The organism is Amycolatopsis sp. NPDC003865, from assembly GCF_053605345.1.
This window is the reverse complement of record NZ_JBSGJA010000002.1, coordinates 552,517-571,428: the sequence shown is the minus strand read 5'-3', so window position 1 is coordinate 571,428 and position 18,912 is coordinate 552,517. Positions and strand designations below refer to the sequence as shown.

At 71.1% G+C, this 18,912-nt stretch carries 15 protein-coding genes and 2 pseudogenes; 6 read left to right on the top strand and 11 right to left on the bottom strand.

Annotated elements, in window-relative coordinates; genetic code table 11:
- Positions 1-23: 23 nt before the first annotated feature.
- Positions 24-836, top strand: a complete 813-nt coding sequence (locus tag ACWEVP_RS07640) for an SAM-dependent methyltransferase (protein ID WP_452061788.1) — start codon at positions 24-26, stop codon at positions 834-836.
- Positions 837-839: 3 nt separating this feature from the next.
- Here ACWEVP_RS07640 and ACWEVP_RS07635 read toward each other — a convergent pair whose 3' ends face one another.
- The 5 genes and pseudogenes from ACWEVP_RS07635 to ACWEVP_RS07615 form a co-directional block, all read right to left on the bottom strand.
- Positions 840-1,031 carry a hypothetical protein gene (locus ACWEVP_RS07635; protein WP_410563305.1) on the bottom strand — a complete coding sequence of 64 codons (192 nt, stop codon included), beginning with the start codon at positions 1,029-1,031 and terminating at the stop codon, positions 840-842.
- Between the two features lie 101 nt (positions 1,032-1,132).
- Positions 1,133-2,305, bottom strand: coding sequence for a pyridoxal phosphate-dependent aminotransferase (locus tag ACWEVP_RS07630; protein ID WP_452061787.1), 1,173 nt, complete (start codon positions 2,303-2,305; stop codon positions 1,133-1,135).
- A gap of 9 nt (positions 2,306-2,314) precedes the next feature.
- A pseudogene (locus ACWEVP_RS07625) lies at positions 2,315-2,530 on the bottom strand (transglycosylase SLT domain-containing protein); the annotation flags it as partial.
- A gap of 1,719 nt (positions 2,531-4,249) precedes the next feature.
- Positions 4,250-4,549, bottom strand: a pseudogene (locus ACWEVP_RS07620) (WXG100 family type VII secretion target); the annotation flags it as partial.
- Positions 4,550-4,595: 46 nt separating this feature from the next.
- Positions 4,596-4,913: a hypothetical protein gene (locus tag ACWEVP_RS07615; RefSeq protein ID WP_452061786.1), complete on the bottom strand. Its 318-nt coding sequence runs from the start codon at positions 4,911-4,913 to the stop codon at positions 4,596-4,598.
- Positions 4,914-5,091: 178 nt separating this feature from the next.
- Here ACWEVP_RS07615 and ACWEVP_RS07610 point away from each other — a divergent pair, with 178 nt between their 5' ends.
- Positions 5,092-6,993, top strand: a complete 1,902-nt coding sequence (locus ACWEVP_RS07610) for a serine/threonine-protein kinase (protein ID WP_452061785.1) — start codon at positions 5,092-5,094, stop codon at positions 6,991-6,993.
- Position 6,994: 1 nt separating this feature from the next.
- Here the strand turns inward: ACWEVP_RS07610 and ACWEVP_RS07605 are convergent, their stop codons facing one another.
- From ACWEVP_RS07605 to purD, 5 genes are all read right to left on the bottom strand, one after another.
- Entirely contained in the window at positions 6,995-7,753 is a 759-nt protein-coding gene (locus tag ACWEVP_RS07605) for an ESX secretion-associated protein EspG (RefSeq protein ID WP_452061784.1), read from the bottom strand.
- Between the two features lie 2 nt (positions 7,754-7,755).
- Positions 7,756-9,327, bottom strand: a complete 1,572-nt coding sequence (locus tag ACWEVP_RS07600; protein ID WP_452061783.1) for a hypothetical protein — start codon at positions 9,325-9,327, stop codon at positions 7,756-7,758.
- Between the two features lie 9 nt (positions 9,328-9,336).
- A complete protein-coding gene (locus tag ACWEVP_RS07595; RefSeq protein WP_452061958.1) occupies positions 9,337-9,903 on the bottom strand; it encodes a DUF3558 domain-containing protein in 567 nt (188 codons plus the stop codon).
- Between the two features lie 25 nt (positions 9,904-9,928).
- A complete protein-coding gene (locus ACWEVP_RS07590; RefSeq protein WP_452061782.1) occupies positions 9,929-10,309 on the bottom strand; it encodes a hypothetical protein in 381 nt (126 codons plus the stop codon).
- A 115-nt stretch (positions 10,310-10,424) separates the two neighbouring features.
- Entirely contained in the window at positions 10,425-11,696 is a 1,272-nt protein-coding gene (gene purD / locus ACWEVP_RS07585) for a phosphoribosylamine--glycine ligase (RefSeq protein WP_452061781.1), read from the bottom strand.
- Positions 11,697-12,284: 588 nt separating this feature from the next.
- On the opposite strand from purD, the gene ACWEVP_RS07580 reads away from it, so the two are divergent.
- The 3 genes from ACWEVP_RS07580 (at position 12,285) to ACWEVP_RS07570 (ending at position 15,994) form a co-directional block, all read left to right on the top strand.
- Entirely contained in the window at positions 12,285-13,424 is a 1,140-nt protein-coding gene (locus ACWEVP_RS07580; protein ID WP_452061780.1) for a glycerophosphodiester phosphodiesterase, read from the top strand.
- A 40-nt stretch (positions 13,425-13,464) separates the two neighbouring features.
- Positions 13,465-14,379 carry a serine hydrolase domain-containing protein gene (locus ACWEVP_RS07575; RefSeq protein WP_452061779.1) on the top strand — a complete coding sequence of 305 codons (915 nt, stop codon included), beginning with the start codon at positions 13,465-13,467 and terminating at the stop codon, positions 14,377-14,379.
- Between the two features lie 70 nt (positions 14,380-14,449).
- Entirely contained in the window at positions 14,450-15,994 is a 1,545-nt protein-coding gene (locus ACWEVP_RS07570; protein WP_452061778.1) for an amino acid permease, read from the top strand.
- Here ACWEVP_RS07570 and ACWEVP_RS07565 read toward each other — a convergent pair.
- A complete protein-coding gene (locus ACWEVP_RS07565; RefSeq protein WP_452061777.1) occupies positions 15,978-17,207 on the bottom strand; it encodes an MFS transporter in 1,230 nt (409 codons plus the stop codon). The two genes, ACWEVP_RS07570 and ACWEVP_RS07565, sit on opposite strands and share 17 nt — an antisense overlap.
- Before the next feature lie 149 nt (positions 17,208-17,356).
- Here ACWEVP_RS07565 and ACWEVP_RS07560 point away from each other — a divergent pair, with 149 nt between their 5' ends.
- Entirely contained in the window at positions 17,357-18,889 is a 1,533-nt protein-coding gene (locus ACWEVP_RS07560; RefSeq protein ID WP_452061776.1) for a cation:proton antiporter, read from the top strand.
- Positions 18,890-18,912 lie beyond the last annotated feature (23 nt).

Genomic DNA, 18,912 nt, shown 5'->3' with positions numbered 1-18,912 from the left:
CCCCGACCCTCCGGTAGGCCGCCATGACGAGCGAACGACCGTCGGCCCGTGTCGACTTCGACCGGCCGAGCATCGCCCGCGTCTTCGACGCCCTGATGGGCGGCACGGACAACTACGAAGCCGATCGGGCGGTACTGCGGGAGATCCTCGAAATCGCGCCGGAATCCCGGGCGATGGCGCAGGAAGTGCGGCAGTGGCTCGTGCGCGCGGTGCGGTACCTGACCGAACGGCTCGGCGTCGACCAGTTCCTCGACCTCGGCTCCGGCTTCCCGACGGTCGAAAACACCCACCAGGTGGCGCAGAAGTACAACCCGGAGGCGCACGTCGTCTACGTCGACAACGACCCGGTCGTGCAGGCGCACGGCCGGGCGGTGCTCGTCGACAACGACTTCACGCACTTTTCGGGCACCGACCTGCTGCGGCCCGGGGAAACCCTCGCGGATGCCCAGCGGTTCATCGACTTCGACCGGCCGGTCGGGCTGGTGATGTGCGCGATCGTCCACCACATCGCGGAGCTGGAGCAGGCGCGCCAGGTGGTCAAGTCCTACGTCGGCGCGATGGCGCCGGGGTCGTACCTCTTGTTGCTGCACCAGCACAACCCGGACGACGGCTCCGAAGCCGCCGAGGTCGCGGCGGAACTGCAGCAGCGGTACAACGGCACCGGGCTCGACACGCTCTACCGCACGCGGGCCGAGATCGCGTCGTTCTTCGACGGCCTCGACCTGCTCGAGCCCGGGTTGACCGCGCCGCACCTGTGGTGGCCGGACGGGCCGCGCCTGGCGCCGCTGACGCCGGTCAACTGGACGTCATTGGGCGGCGTGGCGCGGATCCCGTAAGACTCAGTAGCGGTTGATGCGGCGCGGGTCCTTGCGGCCACCGGTGACGGCCTTGTAGCCGGCCGCACCGAGGAAGGCGATGCCGCCGATGATGGCGATCCACAGGACGGCCTTGAACACGAAGCCGATCACGGCGCCCAGCACCATGAACGCCACCCAGGCGACGATCAGGCCGCCGACGATCTTCCAGAACATGGCTTCCTCCGATTGCTCCCGTGGCCCCACCGGCCCGATGCCTCCACTGTGGCACTTCGGCCGGCGAAACTCCCCTCGTCGAGCCAACGTTCAGGGATGAATCAGGGTTCCCCCTGGCCGAGCCAGGAGCCCAGCCGCCGGACGCCTTCGTCGATGTCCTCGGCGCTGCCGGCGAAGGAGAACCGGACGTACTTGCCGCCGTCGACCGGGTCGAAGTCGACGCCGGGCGTGATGGCGAGGCCCGTGTCGGCGAGCAGCCGCTGGCACCAGCTCAAGCTGTCCTCGGTGTACGCGCTGACGTCGGCGTACGCGTAGAAGGCGCCGTCGGCGGGCGCGAGCTTGTCGAGGCCGATGCCCTTGAGCCCCGCGAAGAGCCGGTCGCGGTTCGCGCGGTAGTGCTCGACGTGCGCGTCGGCCTCCGCGTACGCCTCCGGCGTGAAGGCGGCGAGCGCCGCGTACTGCGACACCGCGGGCGGGCAGATGGTGAAGTTCCCGGTCAGGACGTCTACGGCGCGGTGCAGCCGCTGCGGCACGAGCATCCAGCCGAGCCGCCAGCCGGTCATCGCGAAGTACTTCGAGAAGCTGCCGAGCACGAGCGGCTCGCGCCCGTACTGCCAGGCGCAGTCGAGCTCGGCGCCGTAGGAGATGCCGTGGTAGATCTCGTCGCTGATCAGCTGCACCCCGTGCGACGAGCACCAGCCCGTGATGGCGGCCAGTTCACCGGGCGGGAGCACGGTGCCGGTGGGGTTGCTCGGGCTGGCGACGATCAGGCCGTCGATCGGGCCGAGCTCGTCGAGCAGCGCGACGGTCGGCTGGAAGTTCGTCTCGGCGGTGGTCGCGAACTCGACGACCTCGCAGCCGAGGACCGACAGCAGGTTCCGGTAGGCGGGGTAGCCGGGCCGGGCCATGGCGACCTTGGCGCCGGGGTCGAAGGCGCTGAGGAAGGCGAGCAGGAAGCCCCCGGACGACCCGGTGGTCATGACGACGTCCTGCGCGGCGACGTCCAGCCGGTATTTCCGCTGGTAGTGCCCGGCGACGGCCGCGCGCAGCTCGGGGATGCCGAGCTGTTCGGTGTAGCCGAGGGTGCTGCTTCGGAGAGCCTTCGCGGCGGCTTCCAGCACGGGCTTCGGAGCGGGAGCGGAGGGCTGCCCGGCGGCGAGCGACACGAGATCGCCGTGACTGCGCTGCCGGGCGCCCGCCGCGGAGAGGACGTCCATGACGTGGAAGGGCGGCACACCGGCCCGCAGCGCGGGCCCCGCCTCGAGGTCGGCCATGGCGCCAGGCTAATAGCCCCGGTAGGCACCCCCGTGGGCCATCGCCTTGATGCCGGGCACGTTGTCGAGGCCGCCGTAGCGGTCGAAGGAGTACCGGACGCCGGCGATGATGTTGTCGACCGGGTTGTAGATGTTGTCGTGGCCGGGCAGCTTGTGGGCGTTGAACGTCGAGTCGATGCACTGCATGAGCCCCTTGGACGGGTGCCCCGCGGCCGCGTTCGAGTTGCCGGTCAGAAAGAGGTGATCACCTTCCTGGGCCGTCCACGTGCCCAGCTCCGTCGTCACGCACCAGACGTCGCCCCGCCCGGCGGCTTCCCTCCGCAGGAACGCCCCGGTGATGATCGGGTTGTTCAGGTGCACGGCGAACTCGGCTTGCCACGTTTCCGGCTGGTTCGCCCGCTCGACCGGGAGCACGCGCGGCCACGATCCGGACAGGTACCCGGCCAGCGTAATCGCCTCGAGAACGGCACCGGGCGCTTGGTAGACGACCACCTGGGGTTCGGAGTAGCCGGGCCGCAGGTACCGGGTTCCCTCGGCGTCGACGATCGCTTCGAGCCACGCCGCGCGCTGCCCGTCTGACATCGCCAGCACCTGCGTGACGGCGTCGGACTTGGGGTTCCCCGCCCGCGCCAGCAGGTCCTGGGCGTAGTCGTGGTCCAGCCGGAACTGGTGCCGGGGTCCACACCCACCGCGGTCGTCGACGTACACCGCGTGTGGCACGCCTTCGAGGAGCCGCCGGATCTTCGCCACCATTTCGGGCTTCGACTGCGCAATCGACATGGTCGGGCGGTGCCGCCGGGTCTCGACGTGACCGTCACCGGCGACCCACCCGAGGATCGCGGCTTCCGTCTCGCTGACGTCCAGCGTCGACTCGGTCGCGGCGGCCGCCGACAGGACGATCCGGTCGCGCGAGCGGACTTCCCCGGTGGTGACGAAGCCGGGCTCGGTCTCGTACCGGTTCTCCTGCTTCGGCGCAACAACGCCGTGCTTCCTGCGCCGATGCACCGCGACGCCGTTCTCCGGCTGGTGAGCCGCGCGCGGCTCCCAGCTGCACTCCGGGCACACGACCGGCAAGCCGGTGCGCCGGACGTGCACCCGCGGCAGGTTGAGCCAGCGGTGGTTCGGCGTCGTGGTCGCGTGCCAGCGGGAGTTGCCCAGCCGGACCAGCTCGGCGTCTTCGTGGTGGACGACCCGGGTGATCCGCGTCCACTCGCTGCACCCGGTGGCCGGGTTGAAGCCGATCGTCTCGTCGCCGACCTCGACCGCGTCGTGCTTCAGGAACCCCCGCCGGGTCAGGATCTGCGTGTCCAGTGGCACGCAGTCCCAGTTGTTGATGGCGTTGGGGTTCCCGCCCGACTCGTGCTGGATGATCGCCCAGATGTTGGGGATGTCGGCTTCGGTCACCGGCACGCCGGCGGCCTGGAGGGCCTTGATCGCCTCCTGGATCCACTGCTGCACGTTCCCCGGAGGCGGGGAGGAAGGCGGGCCGCCGCTCGGGCCGAGGCCGCCGCCGCCGCCTCCGCCACCACCGCCGCCTCCTCCGCCACCGCCGCCGCCGTGGTGGGAGGAGCCGTTGCTGTGGATGCCGCGGGTGCTCTGCGGGACTGTCCCGTCGCTGTTGGGCAACGGGACCTTCGAGTAGCCGCCCTCGATCTGGGTCTTCATCAGCGCCTGGGACTTCTTGACCAGATCGTCCGCGCTGGCGAGCAGCGGATCGATCTTCCCGAGTGCGGTGGTCGCGTCGTTCTGGTTCGCCGTGTTCGCGTTGGCGATGATTTCCTTCGACGACGGGCTCGGGGCGGGCTTGTTCTCGTCCCTGGCGTGTTCCGCCTCGGCGTTCATCGCCGCCTGGGCTTTCGGGGTTTCCGCGTTGATGCGGTTCTGGATCGCCGTCTTCGCGGTTTCGTAGGCGTCGTTGACCTTGCCCTTGATGTCACTCAGCTGCGTCGAGAGCGCGCTCAGATCGTTCCCGACGTCGGTGAGGTGGGTCTGCACCTTGTCGCCCGCGGTGGTGATCTGCTTGACGTAGCCGACGAACGCGTCCGCGGCCGGGCCCTTCCAGACACCGGCGGACAGCGAGTCCGTGGCCGACTTGAGCGCCGCGCCGTGGTCACCGGCCTGCGTGGCGGCGGTCTTGAACTGCTGGGCCGCCTTCTCGATCGACTCCGGCTTGATGCCGTCGACCTGCTTCTTCTTGGCCTCGATGTCCGGCCAGTTCGGCGGAAAGTCGATCAGCCCACCCACGTTGCCGCCCCCTTGTCATCCCGGCCCACCGGGGCCGTCCGTGCGCTCACTTGTTCCCGTGCTCGTGCAGTTTGAGGTCACTCGCCCCGACTTGGTCGGTTTCCGCGATCAGCCCGGCCGCCTTCTTCAGGATGAAGCTGGTCGCCTCCATCAGCTTCCCGGCCGCGTCGAATTCGGAGTGCACGCCCTGCTTGAAATCGCCGACCGCGCCGTGGACGTCCTGCGAGCCGCCCATCGTCCCGAACGGGCTTTCCTTCTCGTCGTCGACTCCGGTGAGGTGCTTCTTCGACTTCTCGAACTCGTCTTTGAGCTTCTCGACGTGACGGGCCGCGATGGCCATCGAGTCCGGGTCGTAGACAGGCACGGTTCGTCATCCCCTTCGGAAACTTGTCTCCGCCCGATCTGACGTCGCCATGACCAGGACGGTTCCCGCGCTTACTTTATGACTTCCCCCCGGCGGCGCGTGCGGATCTCCGCCAACTTCCACCCCAGCGGGCACCGGACCCGCTTTGTAGCATGTCCGGCGGGGAGGAAAATCGATCATGAAACCACTGAACCCGGACGAACCGCGACATGTCGGGCGCTATCGCCTGGTGGCGGCACTCGGCGAAGGCGGAATGGGCCGGGTGTTGCTCGGCGTGTCACCGGACGGCCGCCTCGTGGCGGTCAAGCAGGTGCACCCGGGCTTCGCGCACGACGACGGATTCCGGTCCCGGTTCCGCCGGGAGGTGCACACCTCGCGAATGGTCTCCGGTGCCTACACCGCGGCGGTGATGGACGCGGACCCCGACGCACCGACGCCGTGGCTGGCCTCGGTGTTCGTCGCGGGCCCGTCGCTGAAGGAGGCCGTCGAGGCGGCGGGCCCGCTGCCGCCGGCGTCCGTGCGGATCCTCGCGACCGGGCTGGCGTCGGCGCTCACCGACATCCACCGGGCCGGGCTGATCCACCGCGACCTCAAGCCGAGCAACGTCCTGCTCACCGACGACGGTGCCCGCGTGATCGACTTCGGCATCGCCCGCGCGGCCGAGGGCGACTCCGAACTGACCCACACCGGTTCGATCATCGGGTCGCCCGGCTTCATGTCCCCCGAACAGGCCGACGGGCGAGCCGTCACCCCGGCCAGCGACGTCTTTTCGCTGGGCGCGCTCCTCGTCATCGCCGCCACGGGACGGGCCCCGTTCGGTGGCGGGTCGACCCCGCAGGTGCTCTACAACGTCGTCCACGGCCGGCCGGATCTCGGCTCGCTGCCGCCGGAACTGCGTCGCCTGGTGGAGCCGTGCCTGGCGAAGGACCCGGCACATCGGCCGACGCCGGCGCGGATCCTCGACTTCCTCGGGCCGGTCCCACCGGGGGTGACGCCGTGGCCGCCGGCCGTGCACGCTCTCATCGGTGCCCAGAAGGCGCAGGTCGGCCGGGCGCTGTCGCTGCCGCCCCAGCCGTCGACCACGACGCAGTCCCCGCCCGTGCGCCGCCGGCGAACGGCCTGGATCGCCGCGGCACTCGCGTCCGTGCTCGCGGTCGTTGCGGCGACGATCGTGGTGACACGGCTCAGCGGCGGGGACAGCGGAGCCGGCGCGACGCCGGCGCCCGGTGTCAGTCACCAGCGGCCGGCCCCGTTCACCGCGGAGGACCTCCGCGAGATCGATCCCTGCAAGCTCCTCGCCCGCGACTCGCTCCCCGCCACCGGCCCGGTCAAGCCGACGGGCGGCAAACGCATCTACTTCGAGCGGTGTGACCTGGACACCGCGGGCGGTCCGGACGAGACGGCCAGCACGAACCTGCTGATCAACCTGTACGACAAGGCCTGGGCTCGGTCGGACTCCCCGATCACCATCGGCGGCCTCAGCGGGTTCAAGAAGATCGACGGCACCCAGTGCGTCGTGGCGATCGAGAGCCCCTACAGCCCGGGCTTCGCGATAACGGCCGCGTCGGGCCGGGCGACCGGGGACCCGTGCGCGACCCCCCTCGAGGCCATGGGTGTGATCATCGGCCAGATCCGGTACGGCACCGATGCGCGGTACCCACTGGTGCCTGGCTCCGCCCTGTCCCTGGATTTGTGCACGGTGACCGAATCGCCACCGGTGCCGCCCGGCGATCCGAACAAGTTCAGCTTCTCCCTCTTGGGTCTTCACCGGTGCTTGTGGTCGGGCCAGAAGGATCTCGGCGTGTATTCCGTCGACCTCCTGTCCGCGCCGAGCGAACCGGGGAAAGCCGAAGAACGCGACTTGGACGGAACGACCGTTTCCGAAGAAGTGGTCCCCGGCCAGTCCTACCCGCCATCCTGCCGGATCACCTGGACGCACCGCCGGATCGACGATTCGAACACCGAAAACGTGCAAGTCACCTACGACAACTTCGACAAGAAGCTGAGCGACGAAGAACTGTGCGCCAACGCCGAGCGGTACGCGCGGCAAGTGCTCACCAAGCTGCCGGCCGGCACCTAGCTCAGGCCTCCGCCACCAGCTCCCGGATCCGGGTCGCCAGCAGGGCGTTGTCCGCCGGGGTCACGGTCGCCCACTCGCGGCCTTCGCGGTCCGAAACCACCTGGAACAGGTACCGGCCCGCGTCCGTGTCGAAGAACGCCACCACCCGGCCCGCCCGGTGGACCACGCCGTCGCGGCCGACGCGCTCCGCGCCGAACTGGCCGCGGGCCTCCTGGCCCAGCAGCATCCCCGACAGCTCCTGGGCTCCGAACAGCTCCACACCACGGTCTTCCAGCGCCGTGACCAGCGCCTTCGCGTCGCCCTTCGCCGCCGCGTCCGCGGCCTTCAACGTCGCGTACGGGATGCTCACCGTCTGGCCGATGCCCGGCCCGAGGTCGCCCGCCACCGAAACCGCCGCCTCCGCGAGGCCGTCTTCGGTCGCGGGGATCAGCCACACCTCGCCGTGGTCCACCACCGCGAGGACCGCCTGGCCGCGGGCGCTCACCGCGCGGCCGCGGATCTCGCGCTCGGCCCACACCCAGACGTCGATGCCGTACTGCGGGCGGGCCAGCAGGTGCAGCTGGTCGGCCACCTCGCCGGTCACCCGGCGGTTGCGGGCCAGGCGCCGCTCGCTCAGCGACGCCCACGCCGCGTCCACCAGCTCCCGCCGTTCGCCGTGGGTGGTTCCCTCGCTCGGCACGTCCAGCGCGACGTGGCGGCGGGGCAGTTCGAGCGACTCCCAGAGCACGTCGAACTCGTGCGCGGACAGCACCAGCGACACGGTCAGCGCCCGTCCCCTTCGTGGTCGCCGATCACGTCGGGCGAAACCATCCGCTGGTCGGCGAACAGGTCCTGGTCGTCGACGCCGTAGCGGCGGACGTGCTCGGCGTCGTCCTCGTGCGGGGCCGCCTCGGCCAGGAACCTGGCCTCGCCGGGCTTCTGCTTGGGGCTGATCTGCTCCGACTTCCGCAGCGCGGCGGCCTCCTCCTCGGGCAGCTCGCCGACCGGCAGCGGCCGGACCGGGCCCTTCGCCGGGCCCTTCTCCCGCCGCTGGCGGTCCTTGTCGCCGCTCAGCGCGCCGCCGGCCGCGCCGGCGCCGATCGCCGCCGCGCCCGCGCCGATTTCCCCGGGGGTCGCGCCGGGCTTGACCGCGAACCCGCGTTCGGCCGTGAACTGGCCGGGCGGGAGCGGCGGCTGCGGCATCGAACCCACCGTGCGGCCCTTGGCCAGCAGCCCGTCCGGGCCGCGGCCCGCCGAGCTGTCGAGGCCGGTCGAGCCGCCGGACGCGCCCCCGCCGCCGAGCGACTTGATCGGCGCCGTCGCCGGCGACGAGCCGGGCGGCAGCGTGCCGGGCGCGCCCGGCGGGACGAACTGGTCGCCGCCGGTACCGACGGAGAGGCCGGGCGAGAAGTGGGTGGAGTCACCGGACGCCGTGCCGCGGCCCGGGGCGTTGACCCAGCCGGGCGCGGGCGTAGACGTCGGCGGCTTCACCCCCGCCGGGGTCGTCGACGACGAGGGCGTCGTGTGCTGCGCGGCGGGCGCGGTCACCGAGCCGGTCTGGCGCGGCGGCTGCGGGGCGGGCCGGGCCGGCTGCTGCGCCGCGACGCCGTAGACCGGGGTCGGCGGGTCGGCGTGCACCGTGTGCGACACCGGCTGCACCACCGGCGGGTCGACGTGTACCGAGCGGACCCGGTCCGACGCGGGTTTCACGCCGCCGTCCGGCGTCACCGCGACGGCGGCGCCCGCGACGTCCAGCACGCCCGGCGCGATCCCGGGAGCGGCCAGCTTCAGCGACTCGGGGTCGGACAGCGACTGCGTCGAAAGCAGGTTGGTGCCGCTTTCCTGCGCGTACTCGTTGAGCGCCTGCTTCGCTTGTTCCTTCGCGTTGTTCGCGGCCTCGACCTGACGAGCGTGGTCGGTCTCGAAGCCGATCAGGGACAGCAGCAGGCCGTCGGTGAGCGTGTAGCCGCCCGCGCCCTTCCGGACGGTCTCGGCGTCCGGCAGCTTGTACTTGGTGCGGTTGAAGGACTCGCCCTGCTCGAACACCATTTCGGCGGCGTGAGCGACCTTCGTCGTGGCGTCCTGGGAGAACCCGGCCTGCTCGGTGAGCACCTGGCTCGCCGCGCCGCCCGCCTGGCTCTGCCACTCGACGCCGAGCTTCAGCAGCTGCGCGCGCAGCGTCTGGTCGGTGTGGGCGAGCGCGGTCGCGACGGCCTTCAGCGCGTCGACGGCCGTGCCGATGCTGCCGGTGCCGTCGCCGTTGACCATCCGCGTGATCTGGTCGGCGATCGCGGTGTTGGTCCAGCCGTCGAAGCGGTGGTTCTGGATCCCGGCCGCGAGCTCGGAGAATTCCACGCGCCCTCCCTAGTTGCGTGCTTTCAGGGACTGCAGCGCGATGTCGGCGGCGTGCACCGACATCTCGCACAGCTGCGGCTGCGTGAGCTGGCCGCGGGTGATGGCGAAGGTCTGGACGGCCAGTGTCTGGCCGCGTGCGACGCCGACGAGCGCCTCGCAGTCGGCGGGGTCACCCGCCGCGCGGTAGTTCGTCAGCGCCGGGTAGCCGCCGATGCTCTTCGGCTCGGTCGTCATGCTGTTCTTCTTGCGGGCCCCGGTGATCCACTCTTCGAGGTCCGCCGTCACGGCCCGGACGTGGTAGGCGTGCACGGGCTCGGCGCCGTCGGCGTCGAACACGCACGTCGCCCCGTCCTCCGACGGGCCCTCGCGGGGCGTGCTGGTGATCTTCAGCGCGTCGAGCTGCACCTGCGGGAAGACGTCGCACAGGTTGACGCCCTGCAGGGGCAGGTCGGCCGGGCGCTGCGGCAGCTGGGCCGCCTTGGCGCTCTGCGACGCCGCTGTCGCGGCCGTCTCGACCGGGTAGGGGGTGCCTTCGGTGCCCGCCGAGCAGCCGGCGAGCGCCGCCGTCGCGAGCACGCCCCCGGTGATCCGCAGCGTCCGGCTACGCACCGTGCTTGCCGCGGTCACCGAACACCGCCGCCTTCTCCTCGTCGCTGACCTTGTAGTCCTTGGCGGCGTCACGCAGCTGCGAGACCAGGCGCTTCAGCCCGGCGACGTACTCGCGGACCTGGCCCGCGTAGGAGCGGTCGCCGTCGGCGATGAGGGCGTTCCAGGCCTCGATGGACTGGGTGCTGATCACGTCCGCCGACGGCGCGTCGATCCGCAGCAGGCCGAGCTTGGTCAGCAGCTGGTCTTCGAGGGCGTTGGCCTGCTCTTCGACGACCCGCGCGACGTCCAGCAGCTTGTCCGGGTGGACCAGGACGTCCGCGGCCGCCGGCGCCACCGGGACGGCCGGGCTGAGGTCGTACGAGGGTCCTGACATGCTCTCCCCTGACGTCATGCGGACAGTGACCGGCCGACTCCCGTCGAGGTTACCAACCCACGTGTAGCAGGAGCCTGAGGTTGGACGAAGACCGGACGCCGCCGGTTCCCGCGGATCAGGCGCGTTGTTTCGCCGGGGTGCCGACCTCGCCGTTCGCCGCCTTGAGGGCGATGTCCGTGCGGTGGTGCGAGCCCGCGAGGTGGATCTTCTCGACGGTCTCGTACGCGTGCTTGCGCGCCGACTTGAGCGTCTTGCCGGTGCCGACGACCGAGAGCACGCGGCCGCCGGAGGAGACGACGGCGCCGTCGTCGCGACGGCGGGTGCCGGCGTGCAGCACGCCCTCCAGCTCGGCGCCGCCGATGACGTCGCCGGTGCGCGGCTTGCCCGGGTAGCCGTCGGCGGCGATCACGACGGTGACCGCGGCGCCACCCGCCCACTCCAGCGGCGGGTGCTCGGCGAGCTTGCCGGTCGCGGTGGCGTGCATCAGCCCGGCGATCGGGGTGCGCAGCAGGGCCAGCACGACCTGCGTCTCCGGGTCGCCGAAGCGGCAGTTGAACTCGATGACCTGCGGGCCGTCGGAGGTCAGCGCGAGCCCGGCGTAGAGGAGGCCGGAGAACGGCGCCCCGCGCTTGACCAGCTCGTCGGCGACCGGCTGGACGACCCGCTCGACCAGGTCGTCGACGAGGTTCTCGGGCGCCCAGGGCAGCGGCGCGTAGGCGCCCATGCCGCCGGTGTTCGGGCCGGCGTCGTCGTCGCCGACGCGCTTGAAGTCCTGCGCGGGCAGCAGCGGGACGACGGTGTTGCCGTCGACGAAGCAGAACAGCGAGGCCTCCGGGCCGTCCAAAAAGGACTCCAGGAGGACCGGGTGACCGCCGTCGAGGAGCATGATGGCGTGCTTGCGCGCGACGTCGTAGTCGGTCGTGACGACGACGCCCTTGCCGGCGGCGAGTCCGTCGTCCTTGACCACCCAGGTCGGGCCGAAGCGGTTGAGCGCGGCGTCGAGGCGGGCCGGGTTGTCGACCACCTCGCTGCGCGCGGTCGGCACGTTCGCGGCGGCCATGACGTCCTTGGCGAACGCCTTGGAGCCTTCGATGCGGGCGGCGGCGGCCGAGGGCCCGAAGCAGGCGATGCCCGCCTTCCGGACGGCGTCGGCGACCCCGGCGACGAGCGGCACTTCCGGCCCGACGACGACGAGGTCGGCCTGCCAGCTCTTCGCCAGCGCGGCGACCGCCTCGGGATCGGCCGCTTCGACGCCGAGCTGCTCGGCCACGGCGGCGGTCCCGGCGTTGCCGGGCGCGCAGGCCAGCGCGGTGACCGCGGGGTCACCGGAGGCCGCGAGGACGAGGGCATGCTCACGAGCGCCGGAGCCGATTACCAGTACGCGCACGCCGCACAGCGTATCCGGCCGGTCCCGCGCCGGACATCGCGCCGTCGGTCGGGCCGGCCGGGGAGCCGGCGGACGGGCTTGTCCACAAGTCACCGGCGATGTGGACAACTCGACCTCCGGCCCCGGCGAGCCGGAGGTTTCGTCGGAGGGCGCCGATACGCTGGAAGCGGGGGCTCCCCAGGGAGGGCGGGCTGCGGCGCGAGGGCAGGCCGCGGCACGAGGGCAGGCCGCGGCACGAGGGCAGGCCGCGGCACGAGGGCAGACCGCGGCACGAGGGCAGACCGCGGCACGAGGGCAGACCGCGGCACGAGGGCAGACCGCCGCGCGAGGGCAGACCGCCGCGCGAGGGCGGGCCGCGGCACGAGGGCAGGCCGCGGCGAGACGACAGGCCCCCAGGGAGGGCAGGCCGCCGCGCGAGGGCAGGCACTCCCAGAGAGCCGAGCCCCACCACAGGACCGAGCCCCGCGCGGAACAGGAGTCCACGCGCCGTTCACCGCCCGGTTCGCCCGGATACGCACTTCGGACGCTTGCGACATCGAGGGTGGCGCGAGTAGTCAGGGTCAACCCTGTGTGAAAAGAGGTCACCAGATGAAGCGCAAACGTGTCGGCGTGCTGACACTCGCCGGACTGGCGTTGCTGAGCGTCACCGGACTGGCCGTCGGGTCGGCGAGTGCCGCGGAAAGCGGGGGGTCCGCCGATGCGGCCGCGCACGGGCGGGGCCACGATGACCCCGTGATCGTCGGACACCGCGGTGCCCCCGGCTACCGGCCGGAGCACACCCTCGCCTCCTACGAGCTCGCCTTCCGCATGGGCGTCAGCTACGTGGACGTCGACCTCGTGCCCACCAAGGACGGCCAGCTCGTCGCCCGGCACGAGCCGGAGATCGGCGGCACCACCGACGTCGCGAAGCACACCGAGTTCGCGAACCGCAAGAAGACGCTCGTCATCGACGGCGTCTCGACCACCGGCTGGTTCACCCAGGACTTCACGCTCGCCGAGCTGAAGACCCTGCGCGCGGTCGAGCGGATCCCGCAGAACCGCCCGCACAACACGCTGTACAACGGCCGGTACCAGATCGCCACCTTCCAGGAGGTGCTCGACCTGACCAAGCGGCTCGGCAAGGAGCTGCACCGGACGCTCGGCACCTACCCCGAGGTCAAGCACTCGACCTTCTTCTCTTCGATCGGCAACCCGACCGAGCCGAAGCTGGTCGCGCTCCTCGAGCGCAACGGCCTCGACCGGCCGGACGCGCCGGCGATCATCCAGTCGTTCGAGGTCTCGAACCTGATCGAGCTGCACAAGCAGGTCCGGACGCCGCTGCTGCAGCTGACGTCGGCCACCGGCGCCCCGGCGGACTTCGTCGCGAAGGGCGACCCGCGGACGTACAAGGACATCGTGACGCCGCAGGGCCTGCGTGACGTCGCGAAGTACGCGAAGTACCTCGGGCCGGAGAAGGGCCAGATCATCCCGCTCGACGCCGCCGGGAACCTGACCCAGCCGACCGCCCTCGTCGCCGACGCGCACAAGGCCGGCCTCAAGGTCCAGCCGTACACGTTCCGGAACGAAAACCCGTTCCTGCCGGCGAACCTGCGCTCCTCGGCCGAGCCGGACGCCTACGGGGACGTCTTCACCGAGGAGGCCGCGTTCTTGAAGGCCGGCGTCGACGGCTTCTTCGCCGACCAGCCCGACACCGCGCTCGAGTCGCTGCACGCGTTCTTGGGCCGGTAATCGCTTTGCCGTGAAGGGCGCTTCGGTGGACGCTGAGTCCATGGGAGCGCCCTTTTCCGGTGTCGTGCTGGTCAGCCGCGGTGACGAGACCCTGCTCGCCGAGGCATCGGGCCACGCACACCGCGCCTACGGCGTCGAGAACACGGTCGACACGCGGTTCGCGATCGCCAGCGGCACCAAGGGGTTCACCGCGCTGGTCGCGGTCGGGCTCATCGCCGAGGGACGCCTTTCGCTGACGACGAAAGCACGCGAAGCCCTCGGCGACGACCTGCCGCTGATCGACGACCGTGTGACCGTCGAACACCTGCTGACGCACACATCCGGCATCGGCGACTACTGCGACGACGAAAACCCGCCCGAAACCTCGCCTTGGCTCGTCACTTCGGCGGACTACCTCGCCGCGCTCGACGGCCACCCGCAGAAGTTCCCGCCCGGCGAACGGTTCCACTACAACAACGGCGCGTTCGTCGTCCTCGGCTTGATCGCCGAACGGATCGCGGACATACCTTTCGCCGACCTCGTGCGGGCGCGCGTCACCGAGCCCGCCGGGATGAGCGACACGGCGTTCCTCCGCTCGGACGCGCTGCCCGCGCGGACGGCCACCGGCTACCTGGCGGACGGCCGCACCAACGTGTTCAGCCTGCCGGTGGTGGGCCACGGCGACGGCGGGATCTACAGCACCGCACCGGATTTCCGGAAGTTCTGGCCCGCGCTGCTCGACGGCAGGCTCGTGCCGCGCGAGTGGGTCGGGCGGATGCTGCGCGGCGAGCGCTACGGACTCGGCTTCTGGCTGCCGCGTCCCGGTGTGGTCCGGCTGGAGGGCGGCGACCACGGCGTCCGCTTCCGGAGCACGCACCAGCCGTCCTCCGGCGTCACCGCGACGCTGATCTCGAACGACCACCGAGGTGGCGGGCCCCTGCTCGCGAGGCTGGACGAGTATTTGACGAAGGCTTGACACCCTCCGGGACCGGGGCTACCTTCGGCGAATTCAATGGTCTGGCCGCATACCTTTCAAGAGGTGCCCGATGGACGTTTCCGACCAGCAGACCACCCCCGACCACGCCGACGAAGACAGCGCGCGCCTGCACCAGCTCGGGTACGCCCAAGAGCTCAAACGGACGATGTCGGCGTTCTCCAACTTCGCCGTCTCGTTCACGATCATCTCGATCCTCTCCGGCTGCCTGACGCTCTACGGCTTCGGCATGAAGACCGGCGGCCCGGCCGCGATGATCTGGGGCTGGCCGCTGGTCGGGGTGTTCGTCATCCTGGTCGGCCTCGGCATGGCGGAGGTCTGCTCCAGCTACCCGACCGCGGGCGGCCTCTACTACTGGGCGGCGAAGCTGGCGCCGGACAGGTCCGGGCCCGTGTGGTCGTGGTTCACCGGCTGGTTCAACCTCATCGGGCAGATCGCGGTCACCGCGGGCATCGACTTCGGCGCGGCGCTGTTCCTCAACGCGTTCCTCGACCTGCAGTGGGGCTTCGAGGCGACGCCGGGGCACACGATCCTGCTGCTCGCGATCATCCTCGTGGTGCACGGCCTGCTGAACACCTTCGGCGTCCGGATCGTCGCGATCCTCAACAACGTCAGCGTGTGGTGGCACCTCATCGGCGTGCTGGTGATCGTCGGCGTGCTGGTGTTCGTGCCGGCCAAGCACCAGGACGCGTCGTTCGTCTTCGGCAGCTTCGTCAACCAGACGGGCTGGGGTTCGGCGTTCTACGTCTTCGCACTGGGCCTTCTGGTGGCGCAGTACACGCTGACCGGCTACGACGCTTCGGCGCACATGACCGAGGAGACGAAGAGCGCGGCGACGGCCGGGCCGCGCGGCATCGTCATGTCGATCGTGGTCTCGCTCGTCGCCGGCTGGATCCTGCTGATCGGCCTGACGTTCGCGATCCAGGACTACGACGGCGCGGTCGGCTCGGCCACCGGCGTCCCGCCCGCGCAGATCTTCATCGACGCCACCGGCGCGGTCACCGGCAAGTTCCTGCTGCTGATCTGCATCGGCGCGCAGCTGTTCTGCGGCATGGCGTCGGTGACGGCGAACTCGCGGATGATCTACGCGTTCGCCCGCGACGGCGCCATCCCGGGATCGGGCTTCTGGCACAAGATCAACAAGCGCACGCAGACGCCGACCAACGCGGTGTGGCTCGCGGCCGGCGGGGCGCTGGTGCTGGCGCTGCCGTACCTGTGGAGCGCGACGGCCTACGCGGCGGTGACGTCGATCGCGGTGGTCGGGCTGTACGTGGCGTACGTGATCCCGGTGTTCCTGCGCGTCCGCCGCGGCGATTCGTTCGAGCCGGGGCCGTGGTCGCTCGGCAGGTGGGGCAAGCCGGTCGGGATCATCGCGACGGTGTGGGTCGTGCTGATCTTCTTCCTGTTCATGCTGCCGCAGGTGTCGCCGGTGACGGTGGATTCGTTCAACTACACGCCGATCGCGTTCCTCGTGGTGCTCGGCGGCGCGGCCCTGTGGTGGGTCGTGTCGGCCCGCAGGTGGTTCACGGGTCCGAAGGTCCAGGGCTCGGCCGCCGAGCTCGCCGCGGTGGAGCAGGAACTCAAGGAACTCGGCTGACGTCCGGCGCGCTTTCCGCCACCGGGGTGCGGCGGCCGGGACGGACCACCGTCACGGCCGCCGCGCCCAGCGCGCCGACGCCGGCGAACGCGTAGAAGCCCCACGGGTATGCGATTCCCGCCGTCAGCAGCGCGCCGCCGAGGATCGGCCCGGAGATCGCGCCGATCCGGCCGATGCCGGCGGACCAGCCGAGGCCCGTCGCGCGGATCGCGTCCGGGTAGATCCGGCCGATGTAGGCGTACACCAGCACCTGCGCGCTGAACACGAAGCAGCCGGTCAGGAACACCGCCGCGTACAGCCCGACGGCGGGCAGCTTCACGCTCAGCAGAGCCAAGAACACCGCGCCCGCGCAGAACCACACGATCGCCGAGGGCCGGATGCCGACGCGGTCCGCCACGCGCCCCGCGACGAGCAGCCCGACGATGCCGCCGACGTTCAGCGTCAGCAGCAGGCTCAGCGCCGCGCCGAGCGGGTAGCCGGCCTGGCGCATGATCTCCGGCAGCCAGGTGTTCAGCCCGTACACCAGCAGCAGCCCCATGAACGACGTCACCCAGAACGCGATCGTCGCGCGCAGCAGACCGCCGCGGAACAGGCCGGCGACCGCGTGCCCGGCCGACCGCTCGGTCTCGCGGACCCGTTGGAACGTCTCGGACTCCGGCAGGAACTTCAGCATCAGCGGGATCAGCACGACGGCCGGGATCGCGCCGGCGACGAACATCGCGCGCCAGCCCAGCGGCGAGATCAGCACGATGCCCAGCAGCGCCGTCAGCACCGCCCCGACGTGGTAACCGGTCATCACCGTCGTCGTCGCGCTGCCGGCCTTGCCTTGGCGCGCGTACTCCGTGACCAGCGTGATCGCCGTCGGCAGACAGCCGCCGAGGCCGAGGCCGGCGACGAACCGCAACAGCCCGAAGACGAACGTCGAGGGCGCGAACGCGCACAGCAGCGTGCAGAGCGAGAACAGCGTCACCGAGATGATGAGCGACTTCCGGCGGCCGATGACGTCGGTGACGGTGCCGATCGCCAGCCCGCCCAGCATCATCCCGGCGAGCCCGACCGTCGACACGACCGACGCCGTCGCGGGCGTCAGGCCCCAGACGTGGCCGCGCAGCAGCACGGGCAGCACGGTGCCGAGCACGACCAGGTCGAACCCGTCGAGCAGGACGGCGGTCCAGGCCAGGGGCACGACCCAGGAGCGGGTGCCAGGGGACATGGGGAACCTCCGGATGTGCGTCGGTGCACGTGATCCGCACAAGTGTGCGTATTGCGCACAAGTATGCACACCGGAGAGGCCGTAATCCAGCTCACTTCCACTGAGCGGAAGCCGAGCGCAGGCCCGCTACCTGCGGGAAGATCACGCGAGTGGAGATCCTGACGCTGATGGGCGTGCTCGCGGGCTCATTGGCCCTGACCGCGCTCGCGCGGCGCTGCAACCTGTCGGCGCCGCTGCTCGTGGTGGTCGTCGCGCTCGGGGTCGCGCTGATCCCCGGTGTGCCGCGGTTCGAGCTGGAACCCGAGCTGGTGCTCACCGTGGTGCTGCCGCCGCTGCTCTATTCGACGTCGCTGGAAAGCTCGCTGACGCACTTCAAGAACAGCCTGCGGCCGATCGTCGCGCTCGGCGTGGTGCTGGTCGCGGTGACCGCGGTGGTCGTCGCCTTCGTCGTGCACCTGCCGCGGCGGCTGATGACCGTGCTGACCGGGGAGAGCCTGGTCAACGACGCCGCCGCGCTGACGCTGTACAAGGTCGCGCTCGCCGCGGTCGCCGGCACCGCGGGCTCGGCCGGGCACGGGTTCGCGGTGTTCGGCGTCGCGACCGTGCTGGGCATCGCGGTCGGCCTCGCGATCGGCGCGGCCGTCGTGCTGGTCCGGCGCCTGCTCGACGACCCGCTGATGGAGTCGGCGTTCGGGATCATCGTGCCGTTCGGCGCGTACGTCACCGCGGAGCACCTGCACCCCTTCGGGGCGGAGTTCAGCGGATCCGGCGTGCTGGCGGTCGTCGCGGCCGGGCTGTACCTGGGGGCGCGCTCGCTGTACGCGTCCCCGGCGACGCGCATGCAGGACAGATCGGTGTGGGCGTCCATCGACGTCCTGCTGGAGGCGTTGGTGTTCGCGCTGATGGGGCTGCAGCTGCCGGTCGTGCTCGACGGCGCCCAGCACGCGGCCCGCGACAACGGGACGCTCGCGCTCGTCGCGGTGGTCGTGCTGCTGGTGACGATGGCGGTGCGGATCCCGGCGGTGTTCGTCTTCGCGTACCTGCCGCGGGCGATGCGGCTGTTCGGCCGTGGGCGCGCGGCTCCGTCGTGGCGGTCGCTGGCGGTGCTGTCGTGGACGGGCATGCGCGGAGTGGTGACCCTGGCCGCGGCGGCCGGCGTTCCCGCCGGCACGCCGGGCCGCGAGGAGATCCAGCTGTTCGCGTTCACCGTGGCGATCGGGACGGTGCTGATCCAGGGGCTGACGCTGCCGCCGTTGATCCGGGTGCTGAAGGTGCAGGACCCGTCGGAGGCGTCGCGGGACGAAGCGGAGGAGCTGGCCGCGCGCGAAGTCGCCAAGAAGGCGGCGCACGACCGGCTGCGCGAGATCAGCCGCGAACGGCTGGCATCTCTGGACCTGCCACCCGAGAAGGTCCAGCACCTGAAGGAGCGGCTGCAAAGGCTGGTCGACACGCGCTACCGGTTCGCCGAAGCGACGATCAAGCTGTCGGGCGAGGACCGCCCGGGCACCCCCCAGGCCCAGTTCGCGAAGGCGCGCAAGGAACTGCTGATCATCCAGCGCAAGGCGATGATCGAGGAGAACCGGGCGGGCCGCCTCGACGACGAAGTCCTGCAGAAGGTGCTGCGCGAGCTGGACCTCGAGGAGATGTCGGTGACGGCGACCCTCACGAACCGGTTGGGCTGAGGACGGCACTGCCCACAGTGGAC

Coding starts and splice junctions, on each gene's coding strand:
- ACWEVP_RS07575 (WP_452061779.1), top strand. CDS start 13,465: ATGGGAGCGCCCTTTTCCGGTGTCGTGCTGGTCAGCCGCGGTGACGAG.
- ACWEVP_RS07640 (WP_452061788.1), top strand. CDS start 24: ATGACGAGCGAACGACCGTCGGCCCGTGTCGACTTCGACCGGCCGAGC.
- ACWEVP_RS07580 (WP_452061780.1), top strand. CDS start 12,285: ATGAAGCGCAAACGTGTCGGCGTGCTGACACTCGCCGGACTGGCGTTG.
- ACWEVP_RS07610 (WP_452061785.1), top strand. CDS start 5,092: ATGAAACCACTGAACCCGGACGAACCGCGACATGTCGGGCGCTATCGC.
- ACWEVP_RS07570 (WP_452061778.1), top strand. CDS start 14,450: ATGGACGTTTCCGACCAGCAGACCACCCCCGACCACGCCGACGAAGAC.
- ACWEVP_RS07635 (WP_410563305.1), bottom strand. CDS start 1,031: ATGTTCTGGAAGATCGTCGGCGGCCTGATCGTCGCCTGGGTGGCGTTC.
- ACWEVP_RS07590 (WP_452061782.1), bottom strand. CDS start 10,309: ATGTCAGGACCCTCGTACGACCTCAGCCCGGCCGTCCCGGTGGCGCCG.
- ACWEVP_RS07630 (WP_452061787.1), bottom strand. CDS start 2,305: ATGGCCGACCTCGAGGCGGGGCCCGCGCTGCGGGCCGGTGTGCCGCCC.
- ACWEVP_RS07565 (WP_452061777.1), bottom strand. CDS start 17,207: ATGTCCCCTGGCACCCGCTCCTGGGTCGTGCCCCTGGCCTGGACCGCC.